Annotated in this window: 19 protein-coding genes; 4 read left to right on the top strand and 15 right to left on the bottom strand. The window is 58.2% G+C overall.

Features of this window, described 5'->3' with window-relative positions:
• The first annotated feature begins 84 nt into the window (after positions 1 to 84).
• Positions 85 to 1164: a class I SAM-dependent methyltransferase gene (locus JZX89_RS22750; protein WP_207135373.1), complete on the top strand. Its 1080-nt coding sequence runs from the start codon at positions 85 to 87 to the stop codon at positions 1162 to 1164.
• Between the two features lie 45 nt (positions 1165 to 1209).
• Here JZX89_RS22750 and JZX89_RS22745 read toward each other — a convergent pair whose 3' ends face one another.
• A complete protein-coding gene (locus tag JZX89_RS22745) occupies positions 1210 to 3159 on the bottom strand; it encodes an ABC transporter ATP-binding protein/permease (protein WP_153516143.1) in 1950 nt (649 codons plus the stop codon).
• A gap of 349 nt (positions 3160 to 3508) precedes the next feature.
• On the opposite strand from JZX89_RS22745, the gene JZX89_RS22740 reads away from it, so the two are divergent.
• On the top strand, positions 3509 to 5278 hold the full coding sequence (locus tag JZX89_RS22740) for a diguanylate cyclase (RefSeq protein WP_207135372.1): 1770 nt from the start codon (positions 3509 to 3511) through the stop codon (positions 5276 to 5278).
• A gap of 56 nt (positions 5279 to 5334) precedes the next feature.
• Here JZX89_RS22740 and JZX89_RS22735 read toward each other — a convergent pair whose 3' ends face one another.
• Both JZX89_RS22735 and JZX89_RS22730 read right to left on the bottom strand, forming a co-directional pair.
• The gene (locus JZX89_RS22735; RefSeq protein ID WP_207135418.1) at positions 5335 to 6414 is read right to left on the bottom strand and encodes a hypothetical protein; all 1080 of its coding nucleotides are present in this window, start codon (positions 6412 to 6414) and stop codon (positions 5335 to 5337) included.
• A gap of 240 nt (positions 6415 to 6654) precedes the next feature.
• Positions 6655 to 6858 (bottom strand): CsbD family protein, encoded by a 204-nt coding sequence (locus JZX89_RS22730; protein ID WP_153516141.1) that lies wholly within the window; start codon positions 6856 to 6858, stop codon positions 6655 to 6657.
• A gap of 270 nt (positions 6859 to 7128) precedes the next feature.
• On the opposite strand from JZX89_RS22730, the gene JZX89_RS22725 reads away from it, so the two are divergent.
• The gene (locus JZX89_RS22725; protein ID WP_153516140.1) at positions 7129 to 7380 is read left to right on the top strand and encodes a hypothetical protein; all 252 of its coding nucleotides are present in this window, start codon (positions 7129 to 7131) and stop codon (positions 7378 to 7380) included.
• A 90-nt stretch (positions 7381 to 7470) separates the two neighbouring features.
• Here JZX89_RS22725 and JZX89_RS22720 read toward each other — a convergent pair whose 3' ends face one another.
• The 7 genes from JZX89_RS22720 to JZX89_RS22690 form a co-directional block, all read right to left on the bottom strand.
• Positions 7471 to 8250, bottom strand: coding sequence for an SDR family oxidoreductase (locus JZX89_RS22720; protein WP_153516139.1), 780 nt, complete (start codon positions 8248 to 8250; stop codon positions 7471 to 7473).
• A 14-nt stretch (positions 8251 to 8264) separates the two neighbouring features.
• Complete coding sequence (dgoD, locus tag JZX89_RS22715; RefSeq protein ID WP_153516138.1) at positions 8265 to 9413, bottom strand: galactonate dehydratase; 1149 nt, start codon at positions 9411 to 9413, stop codon at positions 8265 to 8267.
• Positions 9414 to 9426: 13 nt separating this feature from the next.
• Complete coding sequence (locus JZX89_RS22710) at positions 9427 to 11049, bottom strand: GMC family oxidoreductase (RefSeq protein ID WP_153516137.1); 1623 nt, start codon at positions 11047 to 11049, stop codon at positions 9427 to 9429.
• A 27-nt stretch (positions 11050 to 11076) separates the two neighbouring features.
• On the bottom strand, positions 11077 to 11967 hold the full coding sequence (locus JZX89_RS22705; RefSeq protein WP_153516136.1) for an aldose 1-epimerase: 891 nt from the start codon (positions 11965 to 11967) through the stop codon (positions 11077 to 11079).
• 6 nt (positions 11968 to 11973) lie between these two features.
• Positions 11974 to 12981: an ABC transporter permease gene (locus tag JZX89_RS22700; protein WP_153516135.1), complete on the bottom strand. Its 1008-nt coding sequence runs from the start codon at positions 12979 to 12981 to the stop codon at positions 11974 to 11976.
• A 12-nt stretch (positions 12982 to 12993) separates the two neighbouring features.
• Positions 12994 to 14520, bottom strand: a complete 1527-nt coding sequence (locus tag JZX89_RS22695) for a sugar ABC transporter ATP-binding protein (protein ID WP_153516134.1) — start codon at positions 14518 to 14520, stop codon at positions 12994 to 12996.
• Positions 14521 to 14607: 87 nt separating this feature from the next.
• A complete protein-coding gene (locus JZX89_RS22690; RefSeq protein ID WP_153516133.1) occupies positions 14608 to 15579 on the bottom strand; it encodes a substrate-binding domain-containing protein in 972 nt (323 codons plus the stop codon).
• Positions 15580 to 15830: 251 nt separating this feature from the next.
• Between JZX89_RS22690 and JZX89_RS22685 the strand changes: the two genes are divergently transcribed.
• Positions 15831 to 16601 (top strand): FadR/GntR family transcriptional regulator, encoded by a 771-nt coding sequence (locus JZX89_RS22685; protein WP_207135417.1) that lies wholly within the window; start codon positions 15831 to 15833, stop codon positions 16599 to 16601.
• Positions 16602 to 16660: 59 nt separating this feature from the next.
• Here the strand turns inward: JZX89_RS22685 and JZX89_RS22680 are convergent, their stop codons facing one another.
• Genes JZX89_RS22680 through JZX89_RS22660 form a run of 5 tightly spaced genes read right to left on the bottom strand, consistent with a single transcriptional unit; the run spans position 16661 to position 22875 of the window.
• On the bottom strand, positions 16661 to 17815 hold the full coding sequence (locus tag JZX89_RS22680; RefSeq protein WP_207135371.1) for a mandelate racemase/muconate lactonizing enzyme family protein: 1155 nt from the start codon (positions 17813 to 17815) through the stop codon (positions 16661 to 16663).
• Positions 17816 to 17828: 13 nt separating this feature from the next.
• Positions 17829 to 19037, bottom strand: coding sequence for a D-mannonate dehydratase ManD (gene manD / locus JZX89_RS22675; protein WP_207135370.1), 1209 nt, complete (start codon positions 19035 to 19037; stop codon positions 17829 to 17831).
• Positions 19038 to 19040: 3 nt separating this feature from the next.
• The gene (locus JZX89_RS22670) at positions 19041 to 20741 is read right to left on the bottom strand and encodes an ABC transporter ATP-binding protein (RefSeq protein WP_207135369.1); all 1701 of its coding nucleotides are present in this window, start codon (positions 20739 to 20741) and stop codon (positions 19041 to 19043) included.
• Positions 20738 to 21892 (bottom strand): ABC transporter permease, encoded by a 1155-nt coding sequence (locus tag JZX89_RS22665; RefSeq protein WP_207135368.1) that lies wholly within the window; start codon positions 21890 to 21892, stop codon positions 20738 to 20740. Before JZX89_RS22665 ends, JZX89_RS22670 begins: the two co-directional genes overlap by 4 nt.
• Complete coding sequence (locus JZX89_RS22660; protein WP_153516128.1) at positions 21889 to 22875, bottom strand: ABC transporter permease; 987 nt, start codon at positions 22873 to 22875, stop codon at positions 21889 to 21891. Before JZX89_RS22660 ends, JZX89_RS22665 begins: the two co-directional genes overlap by 4 nt.
• Between the last annotated feature and the right edge of the window lies 1 nt (position 22876).

Here is a 22876-nt window from a genome sequence, read left to right as displayed (position 1 = left end):
AAATACAACGCCGGGTCGCGCACGATCTTTACGACGGCAGGAAGCGCGAGACGAGATCATCTAAGATTCATGGAGGCGGATTGGATGGGTACGTTCGCGACGACTTACGAAAAAACGCAGAACTTCAACTGGCTGACGCGCTTTCTGCATGCGGGCCGCTATCGAAAGCTACTTGAGGTCCTCGAAACGGTGCAGAAGGATGTCGGTAATCGGAAGGTCAGAATACTGGATATCGGCTGCGGGCCTGGAACTGCGGTCGGGCATATTCTGGAGAAATTCGACGTTGACTATGTGGGCATCGACTACGATCCGACCTTCATCGAGGCCGCGCGCAATTGTTACAGCAAATACGAAAACTGTCGTTTCATCGTCGGCGACGCCACCGACGAGCGCCTTTACGAAACGATCGAGGCCGACATCGTCATCGCGCTGGAAACGCTCGAACATATCCACCTCAACCGCACCGTCCGTGTCATCGAGCATGTCTGCGCGATCGTTCGCCCCCGGATTTTCCTGGTGACGGTGCCGGTCGAAGTCGGGCCAGCAGTATGGATCAAGAACTGGGGTTCGGCCCTCATGGGCTACAACCGGCAATCCGGCAACCTGAAAGAGACTTTTTGGGCAGGGTTATATCGGCTGGACCGGGTGCCCGCGCACCATACGTCCCATCAGGGCTTCGACTGGCGGTGTCTGGCGCAGGTGATCCGCGTCAACGCGCCCTTGCGCGAAATCCGTAGCCTGCCGTTTTCTTTCGTTCCACGCCTGCTCAGTCCGAACGTCGCGCTGATCGCCGAGCCGGTGAAATCGACAATCGATCTGGCAAATGACGACCCCGACGCATGGAAGATCAACCATGGCCAGACGGCCTGGAACCGCCCGCAAATTGTCGACGATGCCGATGTTGCGCGCCACGCCAAATCATCGAAAACATGGTCTATGCGCCTCAAAGGATTGCTGGGCATGACCCTCGCCGCAATGCCATTCGCCTGGCATCGCTGGTCTTACATTTCCATATCGCCAGGCGAACCGCACTCATCGCATTTCCTGCTGACGATCGACAAACACCTCCTGCGGCCTGACCAACCCTTTGAAGGCGACTTCATCATCCTTGCTGGGCAAGCCGTTGTTCAACGTATTTCCGAAGCCAGCTATCTGCTGATCTAGCGCATTTCCAGTAAAACTGCGTAGCGGGGCCATCAGATGTACCCGTCACCGCCGCTTGACTATGCGCCGAAGCATAGACCCCTTTCTGGCCTTGCGCGGGATAAGCTCGATATCACTGACAAGCTTTGCGCCACCTTCCCGGCGCTCCAGTGTGATCTTCCGGCTGTGAAATGCTTCCAGTTCGGCACGATGCGCCACGCTGATGATCGTGGCATCCGGTAGTTCGTCGATGACAGTCTGCATCATCTTGTCCTGACTTTTCTCATCCAGAGCGGCCGTCGCTTCGTCCATGACGATGATATCGGGGGCGTTGAGCAGCAGACGTGCGAAGGTTAGCCGTTGTTTTTCACCGCCTGACAATGTCTGGTCCCAGGGCGCCTCGTCTTCGATCTTGTCCTTGAGTTGGCCGAGACCGACCTTGTCGAGAGCGACGCCGATCTCTTCCGCCGTCCAGCTTTCCGCCGGTTGCGGATAAGAGACCGCGCGGCGCAGCGTGCCGGCTGGAATGTATGGCCGCTGCGGCAGCATGAACAGCTGACTGCCGGCGCGGAAATTCACGCTGCCACCGCCCCAGGGCCAGAGGCCGGAAATGGCACGCACCAGCGTGCTTTTGCCCGAACCGGATTCCCCTGATACCAATACGCGCTCGCCCGCGCCGATTTCCACATCCGTCTCTTTGACGACGGCGGTTCCATCGCCCAGGGACACGGAAACATCCTTGAGACTGAGCATGGTCTCGCCTTCGGTTTCACCGCGCACGATGCGGCCGAGAGTGTCGCTTTTTTCGGCCCGTTCAAGGCCATCAAGCGACATCATCAGCGAGGCGACACGTCGGGCGCAGGCGTTCCAGTCTGCCAGGCGCGGATAGTTATCGACCAGCCAGCCAAATGCGGACTGGACAATGGTGAAAGCGGAAGCCGCTTGCATGACCTCGCCGAGCGACATGCTGCCATCGAGAAACTTGGGCGCACAGAGCAGAAGCGGTACGACGGGCGCAATCAACATCGAACCATTGGAGACAACCGTGGTGCGCATATATTGCTGCGCCAGAAGACGCCACTGCCCGCGCACATTGGCGAACCTCTTGTCGAGATCACTCCGTTCCTCTTCTTCACCGCCAAGCAGGGCGATGCTCTCACCATTTTCCCTGACGCGCGTGAGCGTGTAGCGGAATTCCGCTTCGACCTGGTTCTTGACTTCGGAAACCTTGACGAAGTTTCGGGCAATGAAGGCTATGGAACTGGAGGTGATGATCGCATAGATGACGGCTGCAACCACAAGGAAGCCGGGAACCGTGATCCAAACACCGCCGATCGACAGCGTTAGCGCCCCGCCAATCGTCCACAAAACAACGATGAAGGTGGAAGCAGACACAAAGGCAGCGATGACACCCGAGACAAAATCGACCGGCGCCTCGGTGGCGATCCGCATATCCTCCGAGAGCCTCGCTTCCGGATTTTGGTGGTCGCCATCAATCAGGTTGAGCTGATAATAGCGACCGTTCGCAATCCATCTTCCCACGAGCGCCTTTGTCAGCCAGGAACGCCAGCGCCGCTGAATACGCATCCTGACATACACCTGGGATGTGACGATGAACACACTGCCCAAAACGATGGGCGGAAAGATGGATGCGAAAAAATAGACCGTCGAAGCGTCGCGTTTCTCGATTGCGTCAAAAATTCCGCGATTCCAGACGTTGATGCCATATTGGAAGGCGACATTGATGCCGATCATGGCCAAAAGCCCGAGCGAGAACGGCCATGCCAACCCATCGCCGCGGCGGCTCCAGAAACCTCGCGCGCTGATCCAGAAGCGCTTCAGCAGATATTTCCTGCGCGCTTCCTCCGCTTCCTCGGGCGTCAAGCCCGAAGCAGGTTCCATCTCCTCTGGCGGGAGAGGATCATCGGTATCAGGAGCATCCTTGACGGATGCGGTTTCGGTACCAGTTTCGTCGGCACCAACGACCGGTTTCGGTCTTGATTCATTGTCGATCATGGTCGCTTAACGAAGGATGACGTGAAAGGTTTCACGGCTTTGTGATGGGTCGTGAAATTTTCTTTTGCAGTTACGCAAGGCCGCTGAGAAGGTTCCAAAACGTCAACTTCGTGCTCGCTACCGAGACGCTGTAATGGTGGCGGCGGGCGTTATGCTGACGTGATCGAGACGCTCCTTCCACGACACATCGCCAAGGGGATCAGACATAGCCCGCGGCACAACCGATCATAACGATGATCGGCAGTATGTTAACTTCCCGTTTTGACGAGATGCCCTAAAATAAGCAGACTCTGATATTGGACCCGCCGCGCCCGGTTGTCATGGCTTGCGGCAAGCAGACGGCGCCATCATGCGACTTAGCACCATCACGAACCTGGCCTATGCCGTGACCCTCGTACTCACGACGGTGTCGGCGACCACATTCATTCTGTCAGCCAGAAGCGCTTCTCAAGAGCGAGTGGCCATCCAGGATCACCTCCAGTTGAATGATCTTGCCGAGGAACTGGCACTCGTTGCGGATGAGCGCACCGAAGAGGCGCGTCTTTACGTCATGCGGGGCGACGAGCAGCATCTGGCGAAATTCTACGTCGACGAAGATCAGGAAAGGCACCTCGAAAACACGCTGGATAAACTCTCCGCGCTCGGTGTTTCGCCGAAAGAGGCAGGATCATTTCAGGAGATACGCAAGAGCGCTGACGCACTGGACAAGATGGAGCGTGAGGCCATCAACCTCTATCGATCCGGCCGCCAGAACGACGCACAGCAGATCCTGTTTGGCGATGAGCATTATCGGCTGCATACGGGTCTCATGAACACGGTCGCGACCTTGAGAGAAGGTATCGCGGTCCGCTCACAGGCAACGGTTGACCAGGCCAAAAGCCGGAGCGATTTCTATGGATCGATCGCCAAGGCGATGCTTGCACTCACCGCCCTGATGTTTGTGGCCGTGCTTTACTTCGTCCTTACCAGACGTGTTGCCGCGCCGCTTATCCGGATGAGCAATATCGTTACGCGCCTTGCCAGACAGGACTACAGTATCGATGTGCCCGACGAAGGACGTCGTGACGAAATTGGAGACATGAACCAGGCCATCCGCATCTTCCGCAGCAACGGGCTTGAGCGGGACCGGCTCGACGCGGAGCACCGCAAGAACCAGCGCATAAAGGACCTGATCCTGCAAATGATGCATCGGATCCAGGCATGTCAGAATCAGGATGAATTGTCCGACGTCGTTTCGAAATTCATGCCGCAGATTTTCCCCACCATTGCCGGCCGCCTGCTTGTCATCAAGGAGCACAGTTCGGTTCTCCAATCGACGGGGCAATGGTCCAATCCTTCGTTTTCCGAGCCGGAGTTTTCGATCGACGATTGCTGGGCGCTCCGGCGCGGGCGTCCCCATGCCAGTAACCCTGATGGAGACGACGTCGCCTGCCATCATATCAAGGGGAATATCGGAACCGGCCTGTGTATACCGCTCACGGCATTGGGTGACACCGTCGGCCTGCTGTATCTTGAAATTCCGCAGGGTAACGAGACGCTGGAGACGGAGCGACTCTATCTGGAACTTCTCGCCGAGAATGTCGGCCTTGCCGTCGCAAATCTCCAGCTTCGGCAGCGACTGGTCGGCATGGCAAAACAGGACGCCCTGACCGGTCTCCTCAACCGCCGGTCTCTTGATGAGGAGCTGAACAGGCATATTGGGAAGCCAACCCAAAACCTAGCCTGCCTGATGCTCGACATAGACCATTTCAAGCGCTTCAACGACCGCTTTGGCCATGACGCCGGAGATGCGGTGATGCAATATGTCGCCCAAGTCCTTTCGGAAGCCATCGGTGGTCTAGGAGAACTGTTCCGTTTCGGCGGCGAGGAATTCACCGTGCTCATGCCGGCTGCGGGCATTGAAGATGCCATCAGGCTTGCGGAGAAACTGCGGTACGCCGTCGAGCGCGCACCTTTCACCTACCGCGGTCGCCTGCTTGACCCCATCACCATATCGATCGGCATTGCAACGTCACCGGGTGCGGGGACCGTGAGCAGCGTGTTGGAACGCGCGGACGCTGCGCTTCTAAACGCCAAGCAGACAGGCCGGAACAGGTGGGTGTCATCAGACGAACTGTAAATGGAAGAGCCTCCAACCCGTCAGGATGGAGGCTCTTGTCTAGTATACGAAACCGATCATTTCCGGTAGGCAAGCCCACCCCAAATCCGGCCTTCATCCCGATGTCGGCCACCATGAACGGCACCGATATAGGCCGCAGCAGATGACACAATGGCAGAAGCCGCCAGCAGGAATGCCGTCAGGATCCCTGCAACTCGCGCCTTTTCAGCTGCATCAGCGGCCTTTGTCTTGGCGTCGTCCAGTGCCTTCTGAGCCTGAGCCTTCAAGTCATCGATCTGCTTTTGAGCTTCGTCGACCTTCTTCTGTGCTTCCGTTCGCACGGCCTGAACGCGTTCAACGGTCTGGTTCACCCGTGCCTGCGCATCGGTCTGGCTGATGCCGGTGCGAGCCGCGATCTGATTGGTGAGCCAGGTTTTGTCTGCATCGGAAATCTCGCCGGTCGCCAGCAGGTTACCGAGAAGGCCGCTGATCTGACGTTGGAAATCGCCAGCGCCCTGTTCACCCTGCGGCTGGGTCGTCTGTGTGTCCGTTCGCAACAGGGTGTCGGTGAAGTAGTCGATCGGATTGGTCTTCAGGCCCTGCGGAAGCATCTGCTCGATGCTGGGCGCCGCTGCCTGACCCGCACCTTGCGCGATGCCGCCCGCCGCACTGCCGACCCCCGAAATCAGCCCACCGGCGACCTGACCGGCGCCTTGGACTGCGCCACCCACGGCCGAACCGGTTGCTTCAATGGCGGTTTGCGCCACGCTTCCCACGGCTTTTGCACCGCCGGACAGCACGCCCAGGGCCAGAAACGCGGAGACGACCGTTCCAATTCCCCAGACCACCAGACCATTGAGGCCATCACGAACAGTCAGTTCGTTTCGATCTGCCTGCCCGGCAGGACGGCGCATCCGGCCGGTGATGTAACCGCCCAGCATGTAAGAACCGACCATGGAGATGATAACGAACAGGGCGGTTATGATCAGCCAGATTGTGCTGACTTCGCCATCGTCCAACGAGATTGAACTCAGCCCCAATCCACCAGCAAATGCGGTGAGGACCGCCATGGCGCCGGACGCAATAAATGCGCCAGCAAAAATCGCAGGCCAATCGACATAGCTGCGATTGGTTTCAGTACCGATTGAATCAACCATCAGCGCAACCCCAGGAATGAGAGAATGAACAAGACGATTACGACGAGCCCGACTAGATAAATGATAGAGTTCATACGGTATCTCCTCCGAAAGGACGACGAGTCCTCCGCGTAGCGGTTGATTATATTCTGGTGACAGGTGCGAGCTGATTGCTCTGCAGATCAAACTCGCAGCGACTGAAAAAGTTTCACGACCGGTAAACCCGGATAAGAAAAACCCCGCCGAAGCGGGGTCTTGTGGCTACCAGCTTTGACGACCATACCAGTCGTCAACGTCCTTCCTGGTCCGGTCCTTTTCGTAACCGTAACGCTCCTGGAGCTTGCCTTCGAGCTGCTCGCGCTTGCCGTTGATGACGTCAAGATCGTCGTCGGTGAGTTTGCCCCACTGCTCCTTGACCTTGCCCTTCATCTGCTTCCAGTTGCCTTCGACACGATTCCAATCCATTTGGGCCTCCCTTTGCTTTGTGTTTGCCTCGTGTAAATGCCCGCACATCGCTGAGGTTCCGAAATGGATCGCCGGCGGGACGTTTCAATCGTGGATACGTGAACAGGTATTTGGTTTGGGTGCGAAGGCCGGAGCTCACCTGGGGCGAGCAGCATTGGAAACAGCTTGGGTCCCCGTTCAGCCCGGGTTAATGACACACGCGTCAACATCTCCGGAATGGAACTGCAAGCGTGATTTCACGTTAACGCTAGCTTTTTGGGAGATAAAACAATGAAGCTTTTGAGCGCCGCAATCTGCCTGGTCTCTGTGGGCATTCTGAGTGGATGCGTGGATGACGGTGGATACCGGACGGGCGGATATTACTCGAGCGGCGTCTATTACCGATCTTATGACCGCGATCGCCAATACCGTGACTATGACCGCCGTCAATGGCGTCAGCACAGGGAGTGGCGTGACCGCGGCGACGGGCGCGGCGATTACCGTTACCGGCCCCGTCCCGCCTATGGTGTAGAGGTGCGATGAACGGGCTGCCGCAGAGGAGTGGCGCTTGTGCGTCGTTGCCTTATGCGGCAACCCGTCGTCTTAACCGCTCTTCGGCGACCCCGGCAGCATTCAAACAGGATGTTGCTGGACGCTGAGGCCGCCGTCGATAGTCAGGCATGTCGCGTTCATGAAAGGGCATTCATCGGAGATCATGAAGACGGCTGCCATTGCGATTTCGTCCGGAGTGGCAATACGACCTCCAGGATGGAGCTTCATGGTTTCCGCCTCCGCCGCCACGGGATCGGGGAAGCTGTTCCAATAATCGATGACCTTCCGGGTCGCGACATATCCGGGCGCCAGCGCATTCACCCGTATATTTCTGGACGCATATTCGATGCCAAGCGACTTGGTCATGCCCATAAGCGCATGCTTTGCCAGCGGATAGGGAAACGTATGCGGGATAATCGTGAACGCATGCGTCGAGGCGATGTTCAGCACCACGCCACCGCCCGCTTTTATCATGCCCGGAAGCGTCGCCCTGCAACAATACCACGCCCCCTTGAGATTGATATCGAAGCAGCGCTGCCATTCCTCGTCGCTGGTTTCCAGCGGCTCGGCAAACACGTTGACCCCGGCATTGTTGACGAGTGCGTTGATCCGACCGATCTCGCCTGCCGCTTTTTCTACAGCCGCTTCAATCGCGTTCGCATCCGTAATGTCCGCCGCCATCCAGCCGAGCTTGCCCCCGCCATCTTGAAGTGCGCGCGCCTCGCGTTCGAGCAGATCGGCGTCGCGATCAATCAGGAACAAGGCGGCGTTTTCACGAAGAAATGCCTTGGCAAGAGCAAGGCCGATACCCTGAGCCGCGCCTGTTATGAAGATGCGTTTGCCGGAAAGCCTTCCAACCATGCTGTTCACCCCACTCACCACTCGGCAAAGCTGCCATCGGCATGACGCCAGATCGGGTTGCGCCAGCGGTGACCCTGCCTGGCGCGCTCGATGACATAGGCCTCGTCTATTTCAATACCAAGGCCCGGCCCCTGCGGGATAGAGACGAAGCCATCCGCATACTGGAACACATCCTTGTTGGAGATGTAATCCAGAATATCGTTGCTCTTGTTGTAATGAATGCCGAGGCTCTGCTCCTGGATGAACGCGTTATAGGATACGGCGTCCACCTGCAGGCAGGCGGCGAGTGCAATCGGCCCCAGCGGGCAATGCGGCGCGAGCGCCACGTCATAGGCCTCCGCCATGGCCGCGATCTTGCGGCATTCGGTAATGCCGCCGGCATGCGACAGGTCCGGCTGGATGATATCGACGTAACCGCCTTCGAAGACGGATTTGAAGTCCCAGCGTGAATAAAGCCTCTCACCCAGCGCAATCGGCGTCGAGGTATGGTTGGCGATCTCTTTCAGCGCTTCCTTGTTTTCGGAAAGAACCGGCTCTTCGATGAACATCAGCTTGTAAGGCTCAAGTTCCTTGGCGAGCACCTTGGCCATCGGCTTGTGAACGCGACCGTGGAAATCGACGCCGATGCCAATATGCGGACCGACTGCTTCACGGATAATGGCAATGGTCTCGACAGCCTTCTCGACCTTTTCGTTGGTATCGACGATCTGCATCTCTTCGCAGCCGTTCAACTTGATGGCCTTGAAACCGCGCGCCACGACATCTCTGGCATTTTGCGCGACGTCCGAGGGCCGGTCGCCGCCGATCCAGGAATAGACCTTGATACGGTCGCGAAGCTGGCCTCCGAGAAGCGAGTGAACCGGCTGGCCGAGCGCTTTGCCCTTGATATCCCACAACGCCTGATCGATACCGGCGAGCGCGGACATGTGCACGGCGCCACCACGATAGAAGCCGCCACGATAAAGCACCGTCCAGTGATCCTCGATGAGGAACGGATCTTTGCCGATCAGATAATCCGCCATTTCCTGCACCGCCGCCTCGACCGTCAGCGCGCGGCCTTCGACGACGGGTTCGCCCCACCCCACGATACCTTCGTCCGTTTCGATCTTGAGGAAAAGCCAGCGTGGCGGGACGATGTAGGTGGTCAGCCTGGTAATTTTCATGAGATCAGTCCAATCAAGAAAGAATAAGATCAGCTGCCTTGCCAGCGGCAGCAAGAACGGCGGCATTGGTATTGCCGCTGACGATTGCCGGCATTAGCGAGGCGTCGACGACCCGAAGGCAGCGCGTGCCGCGCACCCTGAGCCTGGCGTCCAGAACCGCTTCCGGGTCGCCGTCATGGCCCATTTTGCACGTGCCGACAGGATGATAGCCCGTCTTTACTGTGCGCCTGCAATGGGCTGCGATTGCCTCATCACTCGTAACCTCGGCACCGGGGAAGATTTCCCTGTCGATCAGGTCGCGCATGGGTGAGGCCGCAAGCACCCGACGCGCAAAACGAAAGCCGGCCATGGTCAGCTTCAGGTCATCGGGATGAGCGAATATCTGCGTATCGACGATTGGATCTGCTGAGGGATCGCTGGAGGAAAGCGTCACCGAACCTCGGGCTTTCGGGCGAAGCAGCAACGAATTGATCGTCACGCCGTCACCTGGTTCCGTTCCCATGACATCGCGATCCAGATAGACGGTAGGCACACAGAACATCTGGATCGTAGGTCGGTCATTATTGCCGTTCGGATCGTAGAAAGCGCATGTCTCGACACCCGTGGTGGAAGCAGGGCCGGATTTGAACATCAGGTATTGCAAACCGGCCTTGATCATCGGCCAGCCACGATCCTGCCCGTAATAGCCGAACGCGCCTTTTGTCGTGGCGACGACCGGGCATTCATAATGATCCTGCAAGTTCTTGCCCACGCCGGGAAGCGCGATTTTCGTTGCGATGCCGTGTTGCTGGAGATGATCTTCCGGGCCGATACCGGACAGCATCAGGAGCTTTGGCGTCTGGTAGGCCCCCGCCGCGAGGATGACCTCGACGCCGGCATCGGCTGTTTTTCTTGCGCCGTTTTCGACATAGTCGACGCCAATGGCACGGTTCCCATCCATGCGGATCGACGTGACAGTGGCGCCGGTCTCGATGGTTAGCTTCGGATTGTTCATGACCGGCGCCAGAAACGCATCGACTGCGCTGGAACGCTTGCGCGTCATCCAGTCTATGGTGTGCTGCATGAAGCCGACACCGAACTGTTCGGCGCCGTTGAAGTCGGGATTATAGGGAATGCCCATGCCCTGAAGCGTTTTGACGTAGGTGCGCGTCATGGGACTTGTGTGACCAAGATGCGAAATCTTCAGCGGTCCGCCGACGCCGTGATATTCGCCTGCCAGATGGTCATTGTCTTCCTGCGCCTTGAAATAGGGCAAAAGGTCACTGTAGGACCATGCACCGTCATTGTCAGAACCGGGCGTCGTGACGAGTTCATTCCAGAGATCAAAATCCGCCGCCTGTCCGCGCATATAGACCATGGCGTTGACGGTGCTTCCGCCGCCCAGCACCTTGCCCTGCGGCACGATGGGTCCGCGACCATCGAGCTGCGGTTGCGGCTTCGTGCTGTGCATGGCGAGATAGGTATCCTTCGCCAGGAACTTCATGTAACCCGCCGGAAAGTGCATGATGGGGCTGGCTTTGGCCGGCCCGCGCTCCAGCAACAGCACCCGCGCCCCGGACAAGACAAGACGCGCGGCGACGACACATGCCGAGCTGCCACCGCCGACGATGATATAGTCGAACCGCTTATCGGCCATTTTTAATCTCCAGATGCATGTGCATATTCATAGATCCCGCGGCTCAAGCCTGAAGCTGCCCGCCAGTTTTTCGCCAGGCGCCAGCACTTTAAGGTCTCCCAGGCCAGGAAGATAATGCCCGTTCGCCAGATGCGACATCGGTTCGAAACAGAAATAATCGCGCTCAAAAGAAGGATCGAAGGTAGTGTCGGATACGAACACAAAGGCGTGCCTGAAAATCGGATCGGCAGTGAGCAGCAATTGCGTATGGCGCTCCGGCCAGACAATGGTCGCTTCGCCCGCCCATCCCTCATAACCATTATTGACCCAGCGTTCCGGCAGGGGAGCAGGCTTCTTGAAATCCAGATCGGCTGGTATGGCTGTTCTTTCGCCCGGCAACCAACCCTCGACTTCCGTCCAGAAGTGCGAGGCGGCAGCACGCAGCGTCGTCTTCGGCGTCAGGGGGAAATAGGGATGCCAGCCAAGCCCGAAGGGCATCGGGCGCTCCCCCATGTTTTCCACGGCAAGGGTCAGCACGAGGCAATCATCTTCAAGCGTGAACGTCTGCACCGCCCGATAGTGATAGGGCGTGGATGACCCATGGCAGGTAAAGCTCATTTCGACGGATGTCGGCGTTCTTTTACCCACGGACCACTCGGCCTGCCAGCCCTCGCCATGCAGGTAATGCGGATCCCATGCCGTGTTGGCAGCGAGCGTATAGGCCCTGCCATCGAACTCGAAGCTGTTGTCTTTTACACGGTTCCCGAAAGGCACCAGTGGATAGCAGGATGAACCAAGGGCATCCGCATCGTCCGACTTTGCCGGACGCAGCAACGGCACGCGGCCAACGTCGATATCCTTCCAGAAGCCGAGGATGATACCGCCCTGCGTCGAGATGCGCAGCGATAACGGTCCCGATTTCAGATCAATCATGGCCATGCCGCGTCATCCCCTGTTGCGCGACAGGCTGCGCTTGATCGCCTGAATATTGGCAAGCACGGCGATGACGATGATGAGACCGCGAACTACCTGCTGGAAGAACGGATTGATGCCGAGAAGAACAAGACCATTGCCGATAAGCGTGATGACCAGAACGCCAAGCAGCGTACCCAGCATCGAGCCGCGGCCGCCGGAAAGCGCGGTCCCACCCACAACCACTGCCGCGATCACGTCAAATTCAAGACCGTTCGCCGCCGTTGCATTGCCCGAACCAAGACGCGAAACAAGAAGAATGCCTGATATGGCCGCCATCGCTCCGCCGATGGCAAAGAGCGCCACACGAATGCGTGCGACGTTGATGCCGCTGAGGAAGGCTGCATGTGCATTTCCGCCAACAGCGAAAACCGACCGACCAAAGGCGGTTTTTCTGCTGACGAAAGCAAAAATCGCAAACAGCACCAGCATGATGATGGCGGCTGGTGGAATGCCGAATACCGAGCGGTCGAGCGCATCCAGCATGTCGTTGCGGCCGATGGAAACCGGCAGCGCATCAGTTACGAAAAGCGCGATGCCGCGCAACGCGCTCCACATGCCGAGCGTGGCGACGAAAGACGGCACATCGAAATAGGCTCGCAGAATGCCGGAAATGGCGCCGAGCAGCGCCCCGAACGCTATCGCCAGCACGAAGGCCGCAGGTGTGGGAACACCCCATTGCAGAAGAAATGCAAGCTCGACCGAGATGAAAGCCACCATCGGCCCGACACTGACATCGATTTCACCGGCAATAATGATGAGCGTCACCGCCCAGGCGGCAATGCCGATCGTCGCCGCATCACGCAGGATGTTGACCTGGTTATTGAACGACATGAAGCCGGGCGCAGTCGATGAAAAAACAACGTAAAGAACGGCAATGGCAAAGAACAGGCTAAGCTCGTTCATATGCTTCGAGAGGGCAAAGCCCCGGCTTGCAGTCTTCTGTGAAACAGCCTTTTTGGCAGTTTGATCGAGTGACATGGTCTGTCTCCCTCAATGTCCGGTAATGCAGGCAGCCATCAAGGTGTCCTGATCTATGTTGGGTGATTTGAACTCTTCGCGCAGCGCACCATCACGAAGAACGAGTGCGCGGTCGCAGACGAGCGGCAGTTCCTCGATTTCGCTGGAAACGAAAATGACGCTGCGACCTTCCGCGGCGAGCTGCCGGATAATGGCGTAGATCTGCGCTTTCGCCTCGATATCCACGCCGCGCGTTGGTTCGTCGAGAAGAAGAATGCGGCTTCCGGCATAGACCCAGCGGCCGATGACGACCTTTTGCTGATTTCCGCCCGAAAGTGTTCCAATTGGTGTGTCGGTGCTGGCCGTCTTGATGTGAAGACGCTCAATGATGTCGCGTGTCGCCTGCGCCATGCGGCTGGCCGAGAGGATACCGTTACGACTGACGCCCGAGAAGTTGGTGGAAAGCGTGTTTTCGTCAACGCCAAGCAGCGGCACGATCCCCTCTTCCTTGCGGCTCTCCGGCGTATAGCCGAAACCCATACCGACCATCTGCTTGTAACCGGCCGACTTGACCGAGCGTCCATCCACCAGGACATCGCCGCCGTCGAAATCACGCACGCCCATGATGGCTTGCAGCAGCTCCGTGCGGCCCGCGCCGAGCAGACCGGCAATACCGAGCACCTCTCCCCTGTGGAGGGCGAAGGAAATCGACGAAAGCTTCGGGGCCAGCGCCAGATCCCGCACCTCCAGAACCACATCGGAAGACGCATGGTTTTCAAGCGCCGCGGCCTGGGAGGCTTCGGAACCGAGCATCAGCCTGACGATCTCGCGCGTATCGGCTCCTTTTACGTCGACCGTATCGATAATCCGGCCATCACGCATGATCGTCGCGGAATGAGCGATCTGGCGAATTTCGTTCATGCGATGGCTGACATAGATGACCGCGATTCCTTTCGCAGCCACATTTTTGACGGCAGCCATGACCTTTTCAGCCTCCGCTGCGGCCAGGGAACTGGTTGGCTCGTCGAGAATAATAAGCCTGGGTTGGCCCACCATGGCGCGGGCGATTTCAAGCAATTGCCGCTCCGCAGGGCTCAAGCCCGCCACGATACGATCCGCCGGAAGATCAAGGCCAAGGCTTGCCATGGCTTCTGCGGCCTCGGCTTCCATGGCTGCATATTGAATGACACCGCCCTTACGCGGCCAGCGTCCGAGAAACAGGTTCTCGGCAAGCGTCATGCCGGGCACCAGGCTAAGTTCCTGATAAACGACGCGCACGCCTTTTTTGAAGGATTCCTGCGCCCGCGCAGAGCCGGACGAGGAAAGTTCGGAGCCGCCGATCGATACGCTTCCGGTATCCGGCGTCTCGGCACCGGTCAGCATGCGGATCAGGGTCGATTTACCGGCGCCGTTCTTGCCGAGCAAAGCTCTCACCTCCCCGGGCGCCACCTCGAATGTGGCATCGTCAAGAGCAAGTACACCGGGGTAACGCCGCGTACATCCCTTGATCGAGGCGACGGCCGAAATATCCGGCAGACTGTTCTGGAAAACAGATGTCATGGGTCTTTCCATTGCTGTTGAAGCCGCCGATTGCCCGGCGGCTCTATCTGGCGGACCGCTCACGGAGCCGCAGCGACGAAAGGTTGATCAGGGGATGCCGTCAGCATGCGCCTTCAGCCAGCCCTTGCCATCTTCGGACGACTTGTAGAGATCGATATCGTAAGCGACCTTGATGCCTTCTGGCGGCTGGCCGTCGATGGACTTGATCGCCTGAGCAAGCGCCAGCCTGCCGAGACCCTGGCCGGAAATATCGACAACAGCCTTGATGACCGAGAAGTCAGCCAGTTCCTGGGCAATTTCGGTGGTCATGTCGCCGCCAAAGACGACCACTTTGCCGGTCTTGCCCTGGCTTTTAACCGCACGGGCCGCGCCCAACGTTGCCCCACCCGCCTCGCCGAAGAAGGCGTCGATATCCGGGTTGGAGGAAAGCATCGTGCTGGCGACCGAAACTGCCTTGTCGAGGATAGCGCCTTCCTGGTTGGCAACGATCTTCGCACCCGGCACCTTGGCCTGTAACGCCTCTTCGAAGCCTTTTCTGCGTGTAACGCAGACTTCGACGAATTCGCAGTTCAGAACCGCGATCTTCGGTGCTTCATTCTTCTGGGCGATGAAATAGTCCGCAGCCGCATCACCGAGCTTGCGGCCGAAATCGAATGGATCGCCGACCGCATAGGCCGAGATATATTCCTTCATTTCGGCGTCGTTGAGGCATGTGTTGTAGCAGACCACCGGAATGCCCGCGTCATGCGCACGGCGGATTGCCCGGTAAGAGCCATCGGCGGAAACAGGCGATATGATGATAGCCTGAACGCCGGCGGAGATCAAGGAATCGATGAAGGAGGATTCCTTGCTGACATCTCCCTGTGCATTTGTCTCGACAACATCAAGCTTGCGGCCGGCTTCCGCCGCTCCGCTCTGGATGCCCTTGCGTACACCCGCATAAAAACCCTGCGCATCCATATAGATTGCGCCAACCTTCAGATCTTCCTGCGCGGCAACGGTCGTTGCGCCCGCACATGCTGCCGCAGCCAGAAGTGCCACGTGTCTAATGAGCTTCATCTGCTCTCTCCCTGATAAAAACCCGACTGCCGGTGTCTCTCTCCACCATTCGGCACAACGAAACCTTAATTTAAGTCGGACAAATATCAACTTAAATACGATTTATTTTTCGATTTGATCGTTTTGTCAGGATCATTCATATTATCGATTGAGTCCCTTCGTAATTTTCGGTTGCGGGTCGAGGCGAGCAGGCTTTTCACGCATGTCGGGAAAAGAAACAGAAGGATAGCAGCACCGTGAAAAGCGGCCGCATGACCCAAGTGCTGACGGAACACGGCACGCCGATTGCCCAGCACGGCAAACGCAGCGTGCGGGAAATGCTGCTCCACTGTCTTGTCGAGTTGATCGTCTCAGGCGCTTTTCCAGAGAACTCGACGCTTCCGAACGAAGCCGAACTGACAGAAAGGTTCAGCGTCAGCCGCACCAGCCTGCGGGAGGCAATGCAATATCTTTCAGCGCTCGGCATGGTGCGGTCGCGAACGCGGGCAGGCACAACCGTTTTGCCGCGTGAGAACTGGAACTATCTCGATCCGATCGTGCTGGATGTCATGCTGTCGGTGGGCGCTGACGACGCCTTTTATGCCTCACTCATCGATGCCCGCCAGCTACTCGAACCGGCGGCGGCAGCGCAGGCGGCGGCAAATGCCAATGCCCGGCAATTGTACCATATTTCCAGAGCGTTCGAGAACATGGTGGAGGCCAATGCCCGCGACACCGAAGACTGGAGCCGGGCCGATCTGGATTTCCATACAGCGATCATCAATGCCAGCGGCAACTGGGTCTACCGGCAGTTCGCCACCGCCATTCGCGCCGCCCTGCTTGCAAGCTTCCGCCTGACCAATCGTGCCAGCCAGTCCCATGAACAGGCCATTTCGACGCATCAGGACGTGCTTGAAGCGATACGGATGCGGCGTCCGGATGCGGCTCGCCAGGCGATGGAGCGGCTTATTGGTGTTGCACGAAGCGAGATGACGGATGCCTTGTCACGTGCCCGCAAGGCATCCGACACCGTTGAAAAGTAATCTGACGGGCAAAAACTGCGTATCGCCGAGTGTTATCCAAGCGATACGCATCTGCGACATCACCAGTTGGTCACGGACCCGTCGCGACGTTTGAGGTGGGGCGCTTCCCAGAACTCGAAGCTTTGCCGTGCGATCAGCTGCTCATTCACCTCGATGCCAAGACCGGGTGCATCAGAAACCGGGTAATAAGGCCCCTCAAGTTTTGGCTGAACCGGGAAGAACTCCGAATTGTCGAAACCGAGATGGGTTTCAGCCGGGCTGGCACGGGTTTCAAGCCATGAGAAATTGGCAACCGCTGCGGAAAAATGGATCGTCGCCGCGGTGCAGATCGGCCCGAGCGGATTGTGCGGCATCATGTCCACATAATGCGTTTCGCTCCATGCGGCGACCTTCATGCTTTCGGTCAAGCCGCCAACATTGCAGACATCGAGACGATTGAACTGGTGGATGTCCCGCTCGATGTAAGGCTGGAACTGCCACTTGGATGAGAACTCCTCACCGATGGCGAACGGTACGTCGGTCAGACGACGCAGAGCTTCGTAAGCGCCGGGAGATTCGTCGCGGATCGGCTCTTCCAGAAAATCGAGCGTGCCCTTCGGCATTTTCTGGCAGAAACTAGCCGCTTCCGCCACCGTCAGGCGGTGGTGATAATCGATGCCGAGCACCACATCGTCGCCCAGCACTTCGCGCGCCTTGACGCACCATTTCGCTGTTGTCGCGATATGCTCACGCGGCTCGTAAATCTCCTTGTTCTCGTGACCGTCGGGAGACAGGCGCATGGCGGTCCAGCCATGTTCGACAAGCATCTGCGCCTGTTCGATCATCGCTTCACCGGGGGCTGCGAACGTCGTGGCGAATGTCGGAATACGGTCGCGCTGCTTGCCGCCGAGCAGATCGTAGACCGGGACGCCAAGAGCTTTTCCCTTGATATCGAACAGAGCGATATCGATTGCGGAGATTGCCGCCTGCAGCACACGCCCACCCTCGAAATACTGGCTACGATACATTTCCTGCCAGAGCGCGCCGATCTTGAAGGGATCGCGACCGCGCAGGAACTCGGCATAGTGCTCGAGCACGCCGACAACCGCCTTTTCTCGCCCCGAAAGACCGCTTTCGCCCCAGCCGAAAATGCCTTCATCGGTCTCGATCTTCACCAGAAGCTGGTTGCGAATGCCGACCTTGACCGCGTAGCTCTTGATTGCTGTAATCTTCATATCGTCTCTCCCCTTACCAATGCCAGAGCGTGCCGTCTTCCAGACGGTTCACGGGCAGATAGGCGCGCTGATACGGATATTTCTCTGCGAGTTTCTCATCGATATCGACGCCATGGCCGATGGCGTCACCGGGATGCAGATAGCCGTCCTTCAGGCTCCATGCGCTCGGAAACACCTCGAGGATTTCCGGCAGATAACCGGAATATTCCTGGATACCGAAATTCGGCACCCACAGGTCGAGATGGAGATTGGCGCCAAGGCAGATGGGCGACATGTCCATTGCGCCATGGCAGGCGGTGCGGACATTATAGATACCGGCAAAATCCATCACACGGCGAAGTGCCGTCACACCGCCCGCATGGACCGAGGTCATGCGGATATAATCGATCAACTGCTCTTCGATCAGCAGGCGGGCATCCCAGATCGTGTTGAACACTTCGCCAACCGCAAGCGGCGTCGTCGTATGCTTGCGGATCAGGCGAAAGCCTTCCTGATGCTCAGCGGCAACCGTATCCTCGAGCCAGAACAGCCGCGCAAATTCCAGATCCTTGCCCAGCCGCGCCGCCTCGATGGGCGTCAGGCGGTGATGCGTGTCGTGCAGCAGTTCGATGTCATCGCCATAGGCGTCACGAACCGCTTCAAAAAGCTTCGGAATATGCCGCATATATTTCGATGTGGACCACACTTCCTCATGCGGAACGGCATCATCGACAGCATTGTTGGTGACGGATTTTGCCCCGGTTCCGTAAACGCCGGGCAGACCGGGAATGCCGACCTGCACCCGAACGGCCTTGTAGCCCTGATCGATCCGTTTGCCGACGGCTTCTACCGCTTCATTGATATCCGTGCCCTGCGCATGGGTGTAGCAAAGCACCTTTTCACGGCTCGCACCGCCGAAGAGCTGATAAAGCGGCATATTTGCGGCTTTGGCCTTGATATCCCAAAGCGCGGTATCGATGCCGGCAATGGCGGCCATCGTCACCGGACCGCGACGCCAATAGGCGCCCTTGTAGAAATATTGCCAGATATCTTCGATCCGCGAGGGATCACGACCGATCAGCAGAGGTGCCAGATGATCCTGAAGATATGCGACAACCGCCTTTTCACGGCCGTTGAGCGTCGCGTCACCCACACCGGTCAGCCCTTCGTCGGTGAATATCTTCACCGTCACGAAATTGCGGCCGGGTGAGCAAACGATGATTTTAACGTCGGTAATTTTCATGACTTATCCAATGGTGGAAACGGTGCGGGTGGGATCGTAGCGGAAGCGCTGGGAGAGGCGTCTCTCACGCGGATCGGGATGGGGAATGGCCGACAGCAGCGAGCGCGTGTAGTCATGCTGCGGATCGTTGACGACCTGATCGGTGTCGCCCATCTCCACGACCTTGCCGCGATACATGACCGCAACGCGGTCGCACATGTAGCGAATGACGGACATGTCGTGAGAGATGAAGACGTAGGACAGGCCGAGCTGGTCCTGAAGGCTCATCATCAGGTCAAGCATCTGCGAGCGAAGCGAAACGTCGAGCGCGGACGTCGCCTCATCCGCGACGATGAGGCGAGGCTTGACCGCGATTGCCCTTGCAATGCCGATGCGCTGGCGCTGGCCACCGGAAAAGGCATGCGGATAGCGCTCGCGCCATGCGGGTTCCAACCCCACCTGCTGCATCAGCTCGGCAACGCGATCCTCGACCTCGGCGCCTTTCATGCCGGCAAGTTTCAAAGGCTCTGCAATGATCTGGCCGACGGTTTTGCGCGGGCTGAGCGAACCGACAGGATCCTGAAAGATCATCCGAACCTCACGGCGAACGTCCTTCAACGTCGTTTTGCCGGCGGTGCGAAGATCGACGGTGCTGCCATCCGGGCGGCGATAGCCGATCGTCCCGGCCTGCGGATCGTAAATGCGCAGGAGGCAACGGCCCATCGTCGTTTTGCCGGACCCGGATTCGCCGACGATGCCAAGGGTTTCTCCCGGACGAACCGACAGGGACACGTCGTCGACAGCCTTCAGACCCGAAGCAAAGGTCAGCGACAGGTTTTTGACATCGAGAAGAAGCGGCGTTTCAGCCGGTATCGCGGGACGGCTCAGCCGCACCTCCGCCTTTTTCTCCAGCTTGACGACGGAGCCGATCAGTCCACGCGTATAGTCATCCTGCGGCGCGTGGAAAATCTGCTCGACCGAGCCTTTCTCCATCACCTTGCCGCGATACATGACGAGGACTTCGTCGGCAATTTCCGCCACCACGCCCATATCGTGGGTGATGAACAGAACTGCCATGCCATGGCTTTTCTGGAGTTTCTTGATGAGATCGAGAATTTCCGCCTGCGTCGTCACATCGAGCGCCGTCGTCGGTTCGTCGGCGATCAGAACGGATGGATTGCAGGCAAGCGCCATGGCGATCATCACGCGCTGGCGCATTCCGCCCGAGAATTCGAACGTGTAGCGATCGATCGCCGTTTCGGGCCTTGGTATTTCCACCTGTCTGAGCAACTCGATGACGCGGGCGCGTTGCTCCTTCTTTGACGTTCCGAAATGGATGCGAAGCGCCTCTCCGATCTGTGTGCCGATGCGGTGGACCGGAGACAGCGAACTCATCGGCTCCTGAAAGATCATGGCGATCTCTTTGCCACGCACCGAGCGGATTTCCTTGCCGCGCGGATCGAGCGCTGCAAGATCGGTCACGCTGCCATCCGTCCGTTTCAGCAGGATGTGGCCGTCTTCGATGCGACCGGGTCTGTCGACGATCTGAAGGATCGAGCGCGCCGTCACCGATTTTCCCGAGCCGGACTCACCGACGACGCAGAGCGTCTGGCCGCGTTTCAGCTCGAAGGAGACGCCATCCACCGCCTTGAAGATGCCGGTGCGGGTTGGAAAATAGGTCTTGAGATTATCGACCTTGAGGATCGTGTCGTCACTGCTAGTCATGATACGGACTCGTATGGGTCTGCGGCATCGCGAAGGCCATCGCCGAGGAAGTTGAGGGAAAGCACCGAGATCACGATCGCGGCGGCGGGCGTGAACAGCAGCCAGGGCGCCTGCGCCACCGCGCGGATGTTCTGCGCTTCCTGAAGGAGAACACCCCAGGAGATGATCGGCGGCTGAAGGCCGATACCGAGGAAGGACAGCGCGGTTTCAGCCAGGATCATCGAGGGAATGGCAAGCGTCAGCGTCGCGATGATATGGCTCATGAAGGACGGCACGAGATGGCTGAAGATGATGCGGAATTCGCTCATCCCGTCCAGCCGTGCGGCGATGACGAAGTCCTCGTTCCTCAATGACAGGAACTTGCCGCGCACCTCGCGTGCCAGACTGGTCCAGCCGATCAGTGAGACGATCAGGGTAATGATGAAATAGGTGCGAAGCGGCGGCCACCCGATCGGGATTGCGGCTGCAAGCCCCATCCATAGCGGGATCGTCGGAATGGATCGCAGCAACTCTATGGCACGCTGGATGACGAGATCGAGCCATCCGCCGAAGAATCCGGATATACCGCCGATGGTAACGCCCAGAATGAGGCTCATGAACACGCCGACGAGGCCGATGGACAGCGATATCTGGGCGCCGTGCACGACGCGGCTGAAGATATCGCGCCCGAGACGGTCTGCACCGAAAATATAGAGACTGTCGCCGGGCTGGGGGTCGGTCAGACCGAACAGCTTGGTTTCCATCGGAATGAAGCCGAGCAGATGATAGGGTTGCTGCGCCTTGACGAAGAAGCCGACAGTGAGCGGCTTGGCCGGATCGGGCGTGAATTCCCGACGCATGGACTCCGTGTTCAGCGTCATCTTCAACTGGCTGACATGCGGCTTGAATGAGCCGTCATGCAGCAACGATATCCATTGCGGCGGCGCATAGGTGAAGCGGGCATTGGTGGCGTTGGGATCAACCGGGGCGATAAAATTCGCAAAAGCCGCCACGAGATACATGACGATGATCACCACCAGGCTCACAAGGGCGATTTTATGCTTCTTGAACTTGAGCCAGAAGAGACGCCATTGTCCGGCAACGGCAATATCCTTGTTGTGAAGGTCGAGCGATGGGCCGGTATCCGGCGGGAGGTGAGTGATGTCTGTCATTGCAGCCGAATCCGCGGGTCAGTGATGGCAAGCAGGATGTCCGAAATCAAAGTGCCGATGATCGTCAGCACCGAGATCAGCAGGATGAGCGAGCCAGCGAGATACATGTCCTGGGCAAGCAGCGCGCGCAGCAGCAGTGGCCCGGTGGTGGGCAGGCTCATGACGACGGAGACGATGATTTCGCCTGAAATTACCGCCGGCAAAATCCAGCCCAGCGTGGAAATCAGCGGGTTGAGCGCCAGTCGCACCGGATAACGCATCAACAATTCGAATTCCGACATGCCTTTGGCGCGAGCCGTCGTGACATAGGGTTTCGAAAGCTCATCCAGCAGATTGGCGCGCATGATGCGCACGAGGGCGGCAAGCGAACCGAGCCCGATGACGATGACCGGCAGCCAGACATGCTGGGAAAAATCGATCAGTCTTGCGAAGCTCCAGGGAGCATCGACAAATGCCGGTGAAAACAGCCCACCGACGCTTTGCCCGAACCACGCGGACATGACGTACATGGCGGACAGCGCCATCAGGAAATCCGGCACGGCCAGAAAGAAGAAGGCGAGAAAAGTCGCGGAATAATCGGAAATCGAATATTGCCGGACAGCCGACAGAATGCCGATGGGAATGGCGATTGCCCACACGAAGCACAGCGTCAGAAACGAGAGCAGAAGCGAGAAGCCGAGACGGCTCCAGATGAGTTCCGTCACCGGACGTCCCAGCTCGAAGGAAATGCCGAAATCGCCTTGCGTGAGGATACCCCAGATCCACTTGTAATATTGGAAATACATGGGCTGATCGAGACCATAACGCTCGCGCATGGCCTCTACCGTTCCCGCTTCCACGGCACCACCCTGGCTGGCCCAGTCCGCCATCAGCGTCGTGAGATAGTCACCGGGCGGCAGCTGGATGATGATGAAGGCGATGATGGATACGGCAAACAGTGTCGGTATCGCAAACACCAGCCGCTTGAGAATAAAACGAAACATG

Origin of the sequence: Agrobacterium burrii, from assembly GCF_017313405.1 — a bacterium.
Classification (GTDB): domain Bacteria; phylum Pseudomonadota; class Alphaproteobacteria; order Rhizobiales; family Rhizobiaceae; genus Agrobacterium; species Agrobacterium burrii.
The sequence above is the reverse complement of the archived record's forward strand: the minus strand, read 5'-3'. Positions and strand labels throughout refer to the sequence as shown.

Excerpts from the sequence above, each read along its gene's own strand:
- JZX89_RS22750 (WP_207135373.1), top strand. The coding sequence starts at position 85 with ATGGGTACGTTCGCGACGACTTACGAAAAAACGCAGAACTTCAACTGG.
- JZX89_RS22745 (WP_153516143.1), bottom strand. The coding sequence starts at position 3,159 with ATGATCGACAATGAATCAAGACCGAAACCGGTCGTTGGTGCCGACGAA.
- JZX89_RS22740 (WP_207135372.1), top strand. The coding sequence starts at position 3,509 with ATGCGACTTAGCACCATCACGAACCTGGCCTATGCCGTGACCCTCGTA.
- JZX89_RS22735 (WP_207135418.1), bottom strand. The coding sequence starts at position 6,414 with ATGGTTGATTCAATCGGTACTGAAACCAATCGCAGCTATGTCGATTGG.
- JZX89_RS22730 (WP_153516141.1), bottom strand. The coding sequence starts at position 6,858 with ATGGATTGGAATCGTGTCGAAGGCAACTGGAAGCAGATGAAGGGCAAG.
- JZX89_RS22725 (WP_153516140.1), top strand. The coding sequence starts at position 7,129 with ATGAAGCTTTTGAGCGCCGCAATCTGCCTGGTCTCTGTGGGCATTCTG.
- JZX89_RS22720 (WP_153516139.1), bottom strand. The coding sequence starts at position 8,250 with ATGGTTGGAAGGCTTTCCGGCAAACGCATCTTCATAACAGGCGCGGCT.
- dgoD (WP_153516138.1), bottom strand. The coding sequence starts at position 9,413 with ATGAAAATTACCAGGCTGACCACCTACATCGTCCCGCCACGCTGGCTT.
- JZX89_RS22710 (WP_153516137.1), bottom strand. The coding sequence starts at position 11,049 with ATGGCCGATAAGCGGTTCGACTATATCATCGTCGGCGGTGGCAGCTCG.
- JZX89_RS22705 (WP_153516136.1), bottom strand. The coding sequence starts at position 11,967 with ATGGCCATGATTGATCTGAAATCGGGACCGTTATCGCTGCGCATCTCG.
- JZX89_RS22700 (WP_153516135.1), bottom strand. The coding sequence starts at position 12,981 with ATGTCACTCGATCAAACTGCCAAAAAGGCTGTTTCACAGAAGACTGCA.
- JZX89_RS22695 (WP_153516134.1), bottom strand. The coding sequence starts at position 14,520 with ATGACATCTGTTTTCCAGAACAGTCTGCCGGATATTTCGGCCGTCGCC.
- JZX89_RS22690 (WP_153516133.1), bottom strand. The coding sequence starts at position 15,579 with ATGAAGCTCATTAGACACGTGGCACTTCTGGCTGCGGCAGCATGTGCG.
- JZX89_RS22685 (WP_207135417.1), top strand. The coding sequence starts at position 15,831 with ATGACCCAAGTGCTGACGGAACACGGCACGCCGATTGCCCAGCACGGC.
- JZX89_RS22680 (WP_207135371.1), bottom strand. The coding sequence starts at position 17,815 with ATGAAGATTACAGCAATCAAGAGCTACGCGGTCAAGGTCGGCATTCGC.
- manD (WP_207135370.1), bottom strand. The coding sequence starts at position 19,037 with ATGAAAATTACCGACGTTAAAATCATCGTTTGCTCACCCGGCCGCAAT.
- JZX89_RS22670 (WP_207135369.1), bottom strand. The coding sequence starts at position 20,741 with ATGACTAGCAGTGACGACACGATCCTCAAGGTCGATAATCTCAAGACC.
- JZX89_RS22665 (WP_207135368.1), bottom strand. The coding sequence starts at position 21,892 with ATGACAGACATCACTCACCTCCCGCCGGATACCGGCCCATCGCTCGAC.
- JZX89_RS22660 (WP_153516128.1), bottom strand. The coding sequence starts at position 22,875 with ATGTTTCGTTTTATTCTCAAGCGGCTGGTGTTTGCGATACCGACACTG.